We start from the raw sequence: 13,277 nt of genomic DNA, 5'->3' as shown, positions 1-13,277 counted from the left end.
AGTTGAGATATTTCAGAGGAAAAATGCCAACCCAAATCAAATATTTTATAATCACGTTATTACTTATTTGTTGTTTTCTTAGTCCTGCACAAACATCAGAACTTGAAAACAATCAAATAAAAGATTCTATTCAATTTTTTTTATCAAATGCTTCCCACTCAATAGAACAAACAAAATTAGAGCTTGCACTTTCTAATATAATAAACGCAAAAGAACTAGCGCTAAAAAAAAGAGATAGAACTTATATTGCTAAAACCAATATGGTCCTGGCTAAACTCTATAGAGAATTGGGAGACATAAAAAAGGCCGAGCAACAAATTCTTGAAGCTATTGCAATCCAAAATCATCAAAAAGACGAAATTACATTAGCCTGCTCTTACACTATCTATGGCTCTGTTGCTACAAAACTTAAAAAATACGAAACAGCTTTAAAAATCCTAGAGGATGCTCTTTCTCTAACCCAAAAAAATAAAATAAAAAATCAGGAAGGCCCTATACAATTAAATCTCGGTCTTTTAGCTCTCGCACAAAATCGCCCTGAGTTAGCAATTCAGCACTTCAATAATGGATTACCAATAATTAATTCCTTTGAGCAAAATTACTTCAAAGCAAAACTACTCACTAATAAAGCAAGAGCAGAATTACTACTAAATGAACCAGATCGAGCAAAAGAGACAAACGATCTAGCGATGAAGATTGGTAAAGAAATGGAATATGCCGAGATACGATCAGAATGCTATGAACTTTATAGCAGGATCTACGAGAAAAAAGAAAACTACCTTACTTCTCTTGACAACCTTAGGGCTCACGAAAAAATCAAAGACTCTTTATTTAATACCAATAAAGAAATTATAGCCCAGGAAGCAAGCGCTAAATTAAACTTAAACGAAAACAATGTTCTTATAGAAGAACTCACAGAAGAAAATATTCAACAACAAAAATCATTAAAATTAGGTCGTCTTACCACCATATTAAGTATAGCTCTAATAACCATATTGTCCTTACTCACACTATCATTATACAAAAACAATAACCTTAGAGCCAGAGCTAACGAATTGTTACAAAACAAAAATACCGAACTTATACTAGCAAAAGAAAATGCCGAAAGAGCCAGTGAAGCCAAAGTCCAATTTCTTTCTACTATAACCCATGAATTAAGAACCCCTCTATATGCTGTAACAGGGTTAACTCATTTATTACTTGAAGAAAGCCCAACACCTAATCAAAAAGAACATCTTAATTCCCTGAAATTCTCAGGAGAATACCTCTTATCATTAATAAACAACATACTTGATCTTAATAAATTAGAAGCAAATAAAGTAGAATTAGAAAACACCTCATTTAATCTAAAAAAACGAATTAATGATGTTCTAATTGCTTTAAGCAAGTCTGCAAAAGACCGAAACAACAAACTACATTACCAATTTGATGAATCCATCCCTTCCAAATTAAAAGGAGACCCTCTAAAAGTTTCACAAATCCTTATCAATCTTATCGGGAATTCTATAAAATTCACACAAAATGGAGATATCTGGATACGCGTAAAACCTATTAATAAATTAGAAAACAAAGTGTTGCTTAGTTTTGAAATCGAAGATAATGGAGTTGGGATTTCAGAAAAAAAACAACTTAGCATCTTTGAAAATTTCACACAAGGTTCTGTCCAAATAAATAGAAAATTTGGAGGTACTGGATTAGGTTTATCTATTGTAAAAAATTTACTATCTCTTATGGATAGTGAAATCAAATTAGAGAGTGAACTCGGAAAAGGATCTAAGTTTTTATTTACTCTCAATTTTGATGTTTTTGAGGGCAAAACTACCAACTACGAAGAAGAAGCCAAAAAAATTGACTTCAATGTAATTATAGACAAACATATTCTGGTTGTAGAAGACAATAAAATCAATCAAATAATTACCAGAAAAATTCTTGAAAAAAATAAAATAAAATGTGATGTTGCAGATAATGGAGACATTGCAATAAGTAAAACAAAAGAAAATAATTTTGACCTTATCTTAATGGATATTCATATGCCAGGAATTAGCGGAATTGAAGCTACTAAACAAATTAGAGAATTCAATAAAGAAATTCCTATCATTGCACTAACAGCTGTTACCTTAGACGACAATCTAGATGAATTCTATGAAAATGGATTCAATGATATAATACCTAAACCATATAAAACAGAGGAGTTTTTCACCAAGCTACATAAAGCCCTCATAAAAAAACAAACTACAGCCTAATCTCTCAACATTGTAGTTATTAAAGATTTTAATCTTCACCCTCCTTATTCTCGAAACAAAAATAATCTACCCTATACTATTTTTCGATATACTCAAGTATTTTAGTCTCAAAAGAGTTTGCTCCTTCTAGAAATTTCACTTTAATAGGCTGATACCATAATTTCTCCTTAGCAACATACGAAGCTAGTCTTACATGATCTTTTTCTGTGGTAATAATAAACCCCAGATTATTTAACTCTTTCAACTCTATATCAGTAAAATTATGATGATCTGGAAAACTAATATGGTCAAATTTTAAACCCAAAGACTTATAATAATCAACTAATGGTTTTGGATTAGCAATTCCTGTTACTAGAGTAAAACAAGTATCCTTAAAACTATCAATAGAAATTGACTTAGAAGTATTCCTAACAGTTTCTTCATAACTAATCGTTGTAAAAAACAAATACTGATGTGGCTCAATACTTAACCTACTAGTAATTCTTTCTTTTTCTTCATGAGACAAATCATTAGGGCATTTTGTCACCACAATAATATTTGCTCGATTAGCACCTTTTCTAGGCTCCCTCAAATTTCCTGTGGGTAAAACTATATCATCACAATAAAGATCATAATAAGCAGTCAGTAAAATATAGAACCCTGCCTTGACTTTTCTATGTTGATAAGCATCATCCAACAAGATTACTTCAGGCTGAGGGGACAAAGACCTCAACTTAGCTATCCCTGAACGTCTATCTGCATCAACACCAATAATAACCTTTTCAAATTTTTTTTTAAACTGAAGTGGTTCATCTCCAACTTCTTTTGCCGTAGAAAGAGGAGTTACCAACTGAAAACCATCAGTTTCTCTTTTGTACCCTCTACTTAGAGTGGCCAACATTACCCTCTCTTTAAGCAATACTATCAAGTATTCTACCATAGGGGACTTACCAGTACCCCCTACACTTAGATTACCCACAGCTAGCAAAGGAAATTCATATTCTGTAGATTTCTTAACTCCCATATCGTACAATAAATTTCGCAACCATGTCACTATATAATAAAATGGCACAAAAGGCAAGAGTAGTTTCCGCAGTAAATTCACAAGTATTATTTTTTTTTCATGACAAAAGTATAAAACGAAACTTTGATTATTGACAAAAGTTTTTTTACATTCATTTTTTATTCAGAAAAAGATATATAACAATGCAAATAAAAGAGGTTATACAACATCTTGAGGCTTTGGCCCCAATGGCATATGCAGAAGATTTTGACAATGTAGGCTTACTGGTTGGAAACTCACATACGCAGTTAACAGGAGTTCTTGTAACTCTAGACACACTAGAAAACGTAGTAGATGAAGCTATAGAAAACAACTGTAATCTAATTGTAAGTTTTCACCCCATTATATTCAAAGGGCTTAAAAAATTTAACGGAAACAATTATGTAGAGCGTGTAGTAATGAAAGCCATCAAAAATGACATTGCCATTTTTGCAATTCATACTGCATTAGACAATGCTTTACATGGAGTAAACAATATGATGTGCGAGCAATTAGAGTTAATCAATCGTAAAATTCTGATTCCCCAAAGCGGAAACATTAAAAAGCTAGTTACCTATGCTCCTCTTAATGAAGCAGAAACCCTACGACATAAACTTTTTGAAGCTGGAGCAGGAAGTATAGGCAACTATGACAATTGTAGTTTCTCCTCAGAAGGAACAGGTACCTTTAAAGCATCAGAAAATGCAGATCCTTCAATTGGCGAAATAGGAAAGATACATCACGAGAAAGAGATCCAAATACAAGTTACTTACCCAAAGCATAACGAAAAAAAAATCCTTTCAGCTCTTTTCAAAAATCATTCTTATGAAGAAGTAGCATACGAAATCACTACTCTTGAAAATAAAAATCAAAATATTGGGATAGGAATGATTGGTGAACTTCATGAAGAAATAAACGAAATTGATTTCTTAAAACATCTAAAAAAAGTATTCAAAACAGGATGTGTAAGACATTCTGCTTTATTAAGAAAGCCTATCAAAAAAGTAGCAGTATTAGGCGGTAGCGGTAGTTTTGCAATTAATAATGCTAGATACGCTGGAGCTGATATATTTATCACCTCAGATTTAAAATACCATCAATTTTATGAAGCCGAAGGAAACTTAATTCTTGCAGATATTGGTCATTATGAAAGCGAACAATACACAAAAAACCTAATTGTTAGTTATCTTAGAAAAAAAATCAGTAATTTTGCAATCATTTTATCGGATAAAAATACCAATCCTATTCAATACATATAAAACATGGCAAAGAAAGAAGTTACTGTTGAGCAAAAATTAAGAGCTTTATATGACTTGCAATTAATTGACTCTAGAGTCGATGAGATCAGAAACGTAAGAGGAGAGTTACCATTAGAGGTTGAAGATCTTGAAGATGAAGTAGCTGGATTAAACAAAAGATTAGAAAAGCTAAACAATGACCTTGATGTTATTGATGAAGGCATTAAGAATAAGAAAAACCTGATCGAAGAAGCCAAAGCGCTAATCAAGAAATACGGAGAGCAACAAAAAAATGTTCGTAACAATCGTGAATACAATTCTCTCAGCAAAGAAATGGAGTTTCAAGAATTAGAAATTCAATTAGCTGAAAAGCATATAAAAGAACACAAAGCTCAAATTGTTCAAAAGAATGAAATCATTAACCAAACCAAAACAAAACTTGGTGAACGTAATGAACATCTTGGACATAAGAAAGGTGAACTTGATGCGATTCTAGCAGAGACAGAAAAAGAAGAACAAGCATTAATTTCTAAATCTGAAGACTACCAAAAAGAAATCGAAGATCGCTTGATCAAAGCATACAAGAGAATACGTAACAACGTAAAAAATGGTCTCGCAGTAGTACCAATTGAGCGTGGAGCATCAGGAGGATCCTTCTTTACCATTCCACCGCAGGTGCAAATGGAGATTGCTTCTCGTAAAAAAATTATCACAGATGAGCACAGTGGCAGAATCTTGGTAGATCAAGAATTAGCAAGAGAAGAAAAAGAAAAAATGGAAACTCTTTTCTCAAAATTATAATAAAGATTACTCAATATACATAGCCTCAGTTTTTACTGGGGCTTTTTTGATTACACCAGTAAATGAATCATCTCCTCATCATAGGTGCCGTTTGGCCCGAACCTAATTCATCTGCCGCCGGAAGCAGAATGTTACAACTCATCAAGTTATTTTTATCTCAAAATTGGAAAATCACTTTTGCCAGTACCGCAATCCAAACTGAACACATGGTTAATCTTGATGAATTAAACATAACCCAAACAACTATAGAAATCAATAATCTTAATTTTGACACCTTTATCAAAGAACTACAACCAGACACAATACTATTTGATAGATTCATAACAGAAGAACAATTTGGATGGAGAATAACAAAACACCTTCCTCACGCATTAAAAATACTAAACACAGAAGACCTACACTCTTTAAGAAAAACAAGACACGAAGCCTATAAAAAGAAGACAGAATTCAACATACAAGACCTTTTAAATAGTGATCACACCAAAAGAGAGATAGCCAGCATCTACAGATGCGACCTATCATTAATTATTTCAGACTTTGAAATAAAGCTACTTAAAGACACTTTTAAGATAAACCAAGACCTTCTACTCTACCTACCCCTCTTGTACGATCCAATTACCACAAAAAACCAAGAAAAATGGCCTTGTTACGAAAACAGAAATCATTTCATTACCATAGGCAACTTTCGTCATGCCCCAAATTGGAATAGCGTATTACACCTTAAAGAAATCATTTGGCCGCTTATTAAAAAAGAACTACCAGAAGCCGAACTCCATATTTACGGAGCATACCCACCTCGCAAAGCAACTCAATTACACAACCCAAAAGAAGGATTTCTCATCAAAGGATGGGCAAAAAACGCCAAAGATGTAATATCTAAATCTAGAGTATGCTTAGCTCCGCTTCAATTCGGAGCAGGGATCAAAGGAAAGCTTATTGAATCGATGTTATACGGAACCCCTAGCATCACAACAACCATTGGCGCAGAAGGAATGCTCGACGAGGAATCTGACTGGAATGGTTTTATAGTAAATGACCCTGAAAAGTTTGCCAAAGCAGCTATAAAACTATTTACCAATAAAAATTTATGGCAACAATCACAGCAAAACGGAGTAGAGATTATAAATACTAAATTTCAAAAAAAGAATTTCTCTTCCCTCTTCTTAAAACACATTATAACACTACAGCAAAAGTTACCCAAACACCGTGCACAAAATTTTATTGGCAACCTCTTACAATATCACACCATGAGAAGCACCGAGTTCATGGCTCGCTGGATAGAGGAAAAAAATAAAACATAGCACACACAACAACTGGACATAAAATCAATACCTAAAATTCTCTTTGAAGAATATTTACATAAACACAACATTTCGTCTTGATCCAGAATAAATATTACACACCTTACAACAACAGACAAAGGCAGAAGTATTAAAATACTTCCGCCTTTGACGTATATAAAAAAGTAGTACTTCTTCTTACAAAGCAGCTACATACTTCGTTAACTGAGACTTTAAGTTAGCCGCTTTATTCTTATGAATAACGTTGTTTTTTGCTAACTTATCAAGCATAGAAACTACACCCGGAAGTAAAGCCGTGGCTCCTTCTTTATCAGCTTCACGCAATTTCTTAATAGCATTACGCGTTGTTTTATGTTGATATCTGTTTCTAAGACGCTTTGTCTCACTACTTCTGATTCTCTTTAATGCTGACTTATGATTTGCCATCTCTCTTCTATTAAATTTTTTACTATAAAATTCGTAGCCCGTAGGGGAATCGAACCCCTCTTACCAGGATGAAAACCTGGCGTCCTAGCCGATAGACGAACGGGCCATTTTCCTTTTTCAAGGATTGCAAATTTAAAACTTTCACTTTAAACTCACAATTAATTTCAATATTTGTAGCCCGTAGGGGAATCGAACCCCTCTTACCAGGATGAAAACCTGGCGTCCTAGCCGATAGACGAACGGGCCATGTTGCCTAATTGCGGATGCAAAAATACAACTATTTTTGAATGGCGCAAGTGTTATTTCACTTTTTTCTTCACCCTTAATATGCCTTTGCAAATAACACTCTGATTTTAGATGAGTTACCACTAAAAATACATTTTCCATTTTCTTCCTCTGCATCAAAAGGAATGCATCGTATCGTCGCTTTAGTCAATTCTTTTATCTTCTCTTCAGTCTCAGAGGTTCCATCCCAATGTGCAGAAATAAACCCTCCTTTTTTCTCTAAAACATCTTTAAACTCATCAAAGGAATCCACTTTTGTTATATGTTCATCCCTAAACTGCGTTGCTTTTTGATGCAAGCTATCTTGAATCTCTACCAATAATGATTCTATAGTTCCTACCACTTCATCTCTAGAAACAAACTGCTTTGTTAGCGTATCACGACGAGCTAATTCTACCGTTCCTTTCTCTAAGTCCTTAGGCCCTATAGCTATCCTCAAAGGCACCCCCTGTAATTCATATTGAGCAAATTTGGCTCCAGGCCTATGAGTATCTCTATTATCAAACTTTACAGAAACACCTTTAGTCCTTAAATCAGTAACTAAGATATTGGCTACTTCAGAAATCTGGTTCAATTGTTCTTCTCCTTTATAAATTGGCACAATTACTACCTGTATTGGAGCCAAGTTTGGAGGCAACACCAATCCATTGTCATCACTATGAGTCATTATCAAAGCTCCCATTAAACGTGTAGAAACCCCCCAAGAGGTCGCCCACACATAATCTTGCTTACCTTCATTAGTAGTAAACTTAACATCAAAAGCTTTTGCAAAATTCTGTCCCAAGAAATGCGAAGTACCTGCTTGCAAAGCTTTTCCGTCCTGCATTAATGCTTCAATACAATACGTATCTTCTGCACCAGCAAAACGCTCACTTTCAGTTTTTCTCCCTTTAATAACTGGAATTGCCATAAAGTTTTCTACAAAATTTGCGTATATATTATTCATTTGCTCGGTTTCTTCAATAGCCTCTTGTTTTGTTGCATGTGCTGTATGTCCCTCTTGCCATAAAAACTCTGCAGTACGAAGAAATAATCTGGTACGCATTTCCCAACGCACTACATTTGCCCATTGATTTACCAAAATAGGAAGATCTCTATAAGATTGCACCCATCCTTTATAAGTATTCCAGATAATAGCTTCAGAAGTTGGTCTTACAATCAATTCTTCCTCTAGTTTTGCATTTGGGTCCACTACTAATTTAGAGGCATCTTCAGGATCAGTTTTAAGTCTATAATGAGTCACTACAGCACATTCTTTTGCAAAACCTTCTGCATTTTTTTCCTCTGCTTCAAACAAACTTTTAGGTACAAATAATGGGAAATATGCATTTTGATGCCCCGTTTCTTTAAATTTTTTATCCAATTCAGCCTGCATTTTTTCCCAAATAGCATACCCATAGGGCTTAATTACCATACACCCTCTTACTGCTGAATTCTCAGCCAGATCAGCCTTTACGACCAATTCATTATACCATTTTGAATAATCTTCACTACGCTTTGTTAAATTCTTACTCATAAACTGCTATTTGGCACAAATGTTGTGACTTTGTTAAATATAATTTAGTTAGCACAAAACTAACTAAATTTGTATTGTTCGACAATAAAATAGGAAGATATGCGATTTAAAAATTATTTTCAGAAAAAAGGAGCTGTAGGTTTTTTACTACTTACCTCTACACTTATGTTGACATCCTGTGGTTCTTATGAATATACATCTTATAGAGATGGTATTTATGACGAAGCAAGAAGCCAAAAAAACACTGAATCTCAACCCAGAACTACAACTACAAACCAAGAAACGAGTTATTATGCGAATTATTTTTCAGAAAAATCTTCGCAGATAGATAATGCCATTGAAGATGATGCCGTTTTTACCGACATTGACTCATATTCTAGTGATGAGTATGATGAGTATGATGAAGCAGATACCACCGCTACAGCCTTAGGTTATGAAACAGGGCAACCTGCATGGGGCAGTAACCATGATGAAGTAAGCATCAATGTCATTAACACAGGATTTGCAGGAGGATGGTATGGTCAACCCTATTGGGGAATGGGATATAATTGGTATGGCTCCAGATGGGGTGGTTACTATGGATCAAACTGGGGAATAGGATGGAATAATCCGTATTGGTATGGAGGGTTTTATTGTCCACCTTTTTTCAGACCCTATTACGCTGGTAATTATGGTTACTATAATAGGTATCCATATCGCGGAAGAAATAGATATTTTGCTTATAACAGAAGAGCAAGAAACTCATATGCATACTCTACCAGAAGCCGTAGAGCATATAACTCAAATTACAATACAAGATCAAGAAAATCATCTGCTTATAGCAGAAGTAGACAAGAATATACCAACAGTAGAAGAGTAAATGCATCACGACGAACTCGATCATCATCCAGTTACTCCAATCGTTCATCAAATAACAATACATATTCTCGTTCTCGCTCTTCTTCTCCTAGCAGAAGTAGCTCTAGATATTCAAGTCCTACAACACGTTCTAGAAGTAGCTCTTCTACAAGAAGCAGAAGTTACTCTCCTTCATCAAGAAGTTCTTCTAGAAGTCGAAGCTCAGGATACTCAAGAGGTAGTTCATCTCGTAGTAGTGGTGCTTCTAGATCTAGTGGCAGCAGTAGATCTAGAAGTAGCGGAAGCCGTGGAGGCGGTAGAAGTCGTGGAAGAAACTAAAATTTTCTTTAAACACTTTTCGTAGTTAAACGCATAGACAATAAAATTCTTGAATATCTTACCTAATTATTGAGAAATTCTCTAATTAAAAATTTAAAAATAAATGAAAAAGCTATTCTTATTCATAGGTATACTATCTATGTCTTTTTTGAATGCTCAGGATATTAATGACGCATTGAGGTATTCTCAACAAAACATTCTAGGATCTGCAAGATATAGAGGTATGAGTGGCGCTTTTGGAGCTCTTGGAGGAGACATATCTGCGCTACAAATAAACCCTGCTGGTTCTGCAGTTTTTTTAAACTCTTTTGGTTCTATAACAATTTCTTCCAGAAATATTAATAATGATGCTAATTACCTTGGAACACTTAATAATCGCAACTCAAGTAATTTAAATTTTAACCAAATAGGAGCTATTTTTGTATATAACAATTATCAGGATGATGATTCTTCAGGGATTAATAAAATATCTTTAGGTTTAACCTATGACCAAACTACAGATAATGCCAATAAATTATTTACAAATGGGCAAAGCAACACCTCTATAGAAAGCTTCTTTCGTACAGAAGCACAAGGGCTTCCTTTAAACCTGATTTCAAGAAGAGCTGGAGAAAGTATCAGCGGTCATTACAACTATCTCGGAGAACAAGAAGGTTATGCTGCGCAACAAGCTTTTCTTGGTCGCGAAGCTTTTATTATAGAGGAAAGAGATTCTATCCCAAACAACACCTCTTATATTTCTAATATAGCACCTGGTAATTTTGATCAAGAATATTTTACAGAAAGCACAGGACTAAATGGAAAGTTTACCATAAACGGAGGAATGCAAATTAATAAGGGTTTTTATATAGGAGTTAATCTTAACACTCATTTTATTAACTATGATAGAGTTACTGAATTTTATGAATCAAACAATAATACAGGAAGCATTATTAATGAAGTAATATTTACTAATAAGCTATCTACTACAGGAGCTGGTCTTTCTGCACAAATTGGAGGTATCGCCAAAATATCCAATATGATTCGTCTTGGCGCTTCTCTTGAATCTCCTACAGTATATTATATCGAAGAAGAAACCATACAACAATTAGAAACTTATAGTCGTGATAGAAACGAAACATATTTTACAGATCCCGATGTAATAAATATTTTCCCAGAATATCGATTACGAACTCCTGCAAAAGCAACAGGAAGTATCGCTTTTTTATTTGGCAAACAAGGGTTAATAAGTTTGGATTATGCGTATAAAGATTACTCAACCACAAAATTAAGTTCTGATGAAGGAATTAGCTTTACCAATACCAACAGAGAAATAGATCGTAATCTACAAGGCACTTCTACTGTTAGAATTGGCACAGAATGGAGACATGGTAACTGGAGTGTAAGAGGGGGATATGTTTTTGAGGAGAGCCCATATAAAAACGAACTGGTTATGGGAGACAAAACAGGGTTTTCGCTAGGAACAGGTTTTGATTTCGGAAAATTCAAGTTTGATATTGCCTATGATTACTCAGAACAAGAATATACAGAAAGTTTTTATCCTAATTCTGGTTTTAGCAATTTTACCTCTGTAGATAACTACACAGAAAACTTAACATTTACATTAGGAATGAATTTTTAAGGTACTGATATCTTAAAAAAATAAGCATGGAAATAATAGTGTTATTTCCATGCTTATTTTTTTCATTATCGTATCAAAGAAAAACTCCCTGAAAACCCCCTTCTTTTTGTATCTAAACCAGTAGTATCATCAAACTCAACCTTAAACCAGTACTCTGACGAAGGCATATTTCTTCCATTATAAGTGCCATCCCATACCAAACCTCCTACTCGCAATTGTTTAAGAAACTTACCATACCTATCAAATATATAGATTTGAGTTGTGGATTGATATTCAATATTCACAAGACTCCACCCATCATGAAAACCATTACCATTTGGTGTAAAATATTTAGGATACCCCTAATTCTATCAATTCAGAACGAACCTCTGGTGTACACCCAAATTTATTACGAATCGTTATCATATAATCTCCTGAACCCAAATTTGTAAAAACTGGAGAATCTTGATACCCTCCATCATTTAATTGATACTCAAAGTCAGAAATATCCCCTATAGAAAATTCAGGAATTGCTGATATAGCATACCTATTAAAAAAAACTTCTTCCTGCCCCTCATAATTCACTCTATTCGGAGCCGCTGTAGGAACTAAGGTTATTTCATACCTTTCACCTGTTTCTGGATTAATAGCGTTAGTACATGTAGGGGTTGCAGATTCTCCTACTCTTGTTATTGTCACTGTATAAATTTGTTCTTCTGTTAACTCTGTCACTACAAAAATAGCATCCTCTTTACCATCCCCATCCTTATCTAGATTATCAGGAGTCCAATCATATATATATATTTGCCCATCAATTTTTTCTAAATCCTTACCCAGTTCAACCGCATTTTGTGGTGTTCCAACTTGAAAAACACATACATCCCTTTTACCTATAAAGGATTCATTATCCATAAAAAAAGATAAAGGCGTTACCAATACATCAAATTGCGCAGGCACATCAGATACACAATTGGACTTGCAAGAGAAATTCGGACAATTTTTCTAAGACCTATGCTGTATTTTTAAGTTTATAAAATTCTAATTCAACTTCTATAGGGGTTTTATATCCCAAAGAAGAATGTAATCTTTTTCTATTATACCACACCTCTATATAGTCAAACACCGCTGTTTTAGCCTCTTGTATTGTTTTAAAATTATGATGGTAAACAAGTTCTGTCTTCAGTGTTTTAAAGAAAGATTCAGCTACTGCATTATCCCAACAATTTGCTTTTCTACTCATAGATTGGGTAATTAACTTATTAGCAGTAACAACTTTTTTAAATTCTTTACTAGCATATTGAACTCCTCTATCGGAGTGAAAAAGTAAAGGTAATTCTATTGCTCTTTTGGAAGTTGCCATTTTCCAAGCTGGTACTATTGTTTGATCAGTAAACAAAGAAGTACTCAATGACCAACCTATGACCTGACGGTCATATAGATCAATTAATGTTGTTAAATATAACCATCCTTTATTGGTTTTAATGTAAGTAATATCAGAAACCCAAACCTGGTTTAATCTTTTGGGGTTAAAATCCCTATCTAAATGATTTTTGAATATCGGAAAAGAATGATTTGAATCTGTAGTTATCTTATATTTCTTTTTTAATTTACTTCTTAACCCGTTAGATTTCATTAATCGAGAGATCCTGTTTCTAGATACTCTATAACCT

12 protein-coding genes and 2 tRNA genes are annotated in these 13,277 nt (G+C 34.0%); 6 read left to right on the top strand and 8 right to left on the bottom strand.

Annotated features, from left to right (window positions below):
* Window positions 1–2 precede the first annotated feature (2 nt).
* Window positions 3–2,243, top strand: coding sequence for a response regulator (locus tag CVD18_RS11915; RefSeq protein ID WP_233194538.1), 2,241 nt, complete (start codon window positions 3–5; stop codon window positions 2,241–2,243).
* 76 nt (window positions 2,244–2,319) lie between these two features.
* Here the strand turns inward: CVD18_RS11915 and lpxK are convergent, their stop codons facing one another.
* Window positions 2,320–3,327, bottom strand: coding sequence for a tetraacyldisaccharide 4'-kinase (gene lpxK / locus CVD18_RS11910; RefSeq protein WP_103865668.1), 1,008 nt, complete (start codon window positions 3,325–3,327; stop codon window positions 2,320–2,322).
* Between the two features lie 101 nt (window positions 3,328–3,428).
* Between lpxK and CVD18_RS11905 the strand changes: the two genes are divergently transcribed.
* From CVD18_RS11905 to CVD18_RS11895, 3 genes are all read left to right on the top strand, one after another.
* On the top strand, window positions 3,429–4,523 hold the full coding sequence (locus CVD18_RS11905) for a Nif3-like dinuclear metal center hexameric protein (RefSeq protein ID WP_103865667.1): 1,095 nt from the start codon (window positions 3,429–3,431) through the stop codon (window positions 4,521–4,523).
* A 3-nt stretch (window positions 4,524–4,526) separates the two neighbouring features.
* On the top strand, window positions 4,527–5,303 hold the full coding sequence (locus CVD18_RS11900) for a zinc ribbon domain-containing protein (protein WP_103865666.1): 777 nt from the start codon (window positions 4,527–4,529) through the stop codon (window positions 5,301–5,303).
* Between the two features lie 62 nt (window positions 5,304–5,365).
* Window positions 5,366–6,604, top strand: coding sequence for a glycosyltransferase (locus tag CVD18_RS11895; RefSeq protein ID WP_103865665.1), 1,239 nt, complete (start codon window positions 5,366–5,368; stop codon window positions 6,602–6,604).
* Window positions 6,605–6,781: 177 nt separating this feature from the next.
* Here CVD18_RS11895 and rpsT read toward each other — a convergent pair whose 3' ends face one another.
* The 4 genes from rpsT to proS form a co-directional block, all read right to left on the bottom strand.
* Window positions 6,782–7,030: a 30S ribosomal protein S20 gene (gene rpsT, locus CVD18_RS11890; RefSeq protein WP_103865664.1), complete on the bottom strand. Its 249-nt coding sequence runs from the start codon at window positions 7,028–7,030 to the stop codon at window positions 6,782–6,784.
* Window positions 7,031–7,064: 34 nt separating this feature from the next.
* A tRNA-Glu gene (locus CVD18_RS11885) sits at window positions 7,065–7,136 on the bottom strand.
* Between the two features lie 68 nt (window positions 7,137–7,204).
* Window positions 7,205–7,276: transfer RNA gene (locus tag CVD18_RS11880), tRNA-Glu, on the bottom strand.
* 76 nt (window positions 7,277–7,352) lie between these two features.
* Window positions 7,353–8,831 carry a proline--tRNA ligase gene (gene proS / locus CVD18_RS11875; RefSeq protein WP_103865663.1) on the bottom strand — a complete coding sequence of 493 codons (1,479 nt, stop codon included), beginning with the start codon at window positions 8,829–8,831 and terminating at the stop codon, window positions 7,353–7,355.
* A gap of 99 nt (window positions 8,832–8,930) precedes the next feature.
* Here proS and CVD18_RS11870 point away from each other — a divergent pair, with 99 nt between their 5' ends.
* Together CVD18_RS11870 and CVD18_RS11865 are read left to right on the top strand one after the other, a co-directional pair.
* Window positions 8,931–10,007: a hypothetical protein gene (locus CVD18_RS11870; protein ID WP_103865662.1), complete on the top strand. Its 1,077-nt coding sequence runs from the start codon at window positions 8,931–8,933 to the stop codon at window positions 10,005–10,007.
* Between the two features lie 103 nt (window positions 10,008–10,110).
* Entirely contained in the window at window positions 10,111–11,628 is a 1,518-nt protein-coding gene (locus tag CVD18_RS11865) for an OmpP1/FadL family transporter (RefSeq protein ID WP_103865661.1), read from the top strand.
* Window positions 11,629–11,693: 65 nt separating this feature from the next.
* Here CVD18_RS11865 and CVD18_RS11860 read toward each other — a convergent pair whose 3' ends face one another.
* The 3 genes from CVD18_RS11860 to CVD18_RS11850 all read right to left on the bottom strand — a co-directional run.
* On the bottom strand, window positions 11,694–11,912 hold the full coding sequence (locus tag CVD18_RS11860) for a T9SS type B sorting domain-containing protein (RefSeq protein ID WP_103865660.1): 219 nt from the start codon (window positions 11,910–11,912) through the stop codon (window positions 11,694–11,696).
* Window positions 11,913–11,958: 46 nt separating this feature from the next.
* On the bottom strand, window positions 11,959–12,519 hold the full coding sequence (locus CVD18_RS11855; RefSeq protein ID WP_233194537.1) for a hypothetical protein: 561 nt from the start codon (window positions 12,517–12,519) through the stop codon (window positions 11,959–11,961).
* Window positions 12,520–12,616: 97 nt separating this feature from the next.
* On the bottom strand, window positions 12,617–13,277 hold a 661-nt coding region (locus CVD18_RS11850; RefSeq protein WP_146052765.1), incomplete at its 5' end, for an IS3 family transposase.

The organism is Aquimarina sp. I32.4 (assembly GCF_002924285.1).
Classification (GTDB): domain Bacteria; phylum Bacteroidota; class Bacteroidia; order Flavobacteriales; family Flavobacteriaceae; genus Aquimarina.
This window is presented reverse-complemented; position numbering and strand designations above follow the sequence as displayed.

Coding starts and splice junctions, on each gene's coding strand:
- rpsT (WP_103865664.1), bottom strand. CDS start 7,030: ATGGCAAATCATAAGTCAGCATTAAAGAGAATCAGAAGTAGTGAGACA.
- CVD18_RS11900 (WP_103865666.1), top strand. CDS start 4,527: ATGGCAAAGAAAGAAGTTACTGTTGAGCAAAAATTAAGAGCTTTATAT.
- CVD18_RS11905 (WP_103865667.1), top strand. CDS start 3,429: ATGCAAATAAAAGAGGTTATACAACATCTTGAGGCTTTGGCCCCAATG.
- proS (WP_103865663.1), bottom strand. CDS start 8,831: ATGAGTAAGAATTTAACAAAGCGTAGTGAAGATTATTCAAAATGGTAT.
- CVD18_RS11870 (WP_103865662.1), top strand. CDS start 8,931: ATGCGATTTAAAAATTATTTTCAGAAAAAAGGAGCTGTAGGTTTTTTA.
- CVD18_RS11865 (WP_103865661.1), top strand. CDS start 10,111: ATGAAAAAGCTATTCTTATTCATAGGTATACTATCTATGTCTTTTTTG.
- CVD18_RS11895 (WP_103865665.1), top strand. CDS start 5,366: ATGAATCATCTCCTCATCATAGGTGCCGTTTGGCCCGAACCTAATTCA.
- CVD18_RS11855 (WP_233194537.1), bottom strand. CDS start 12,519: ATGGATAATGAATCCTTTATAGGTAAAAGGGATGTATGTGTTTTTCAA.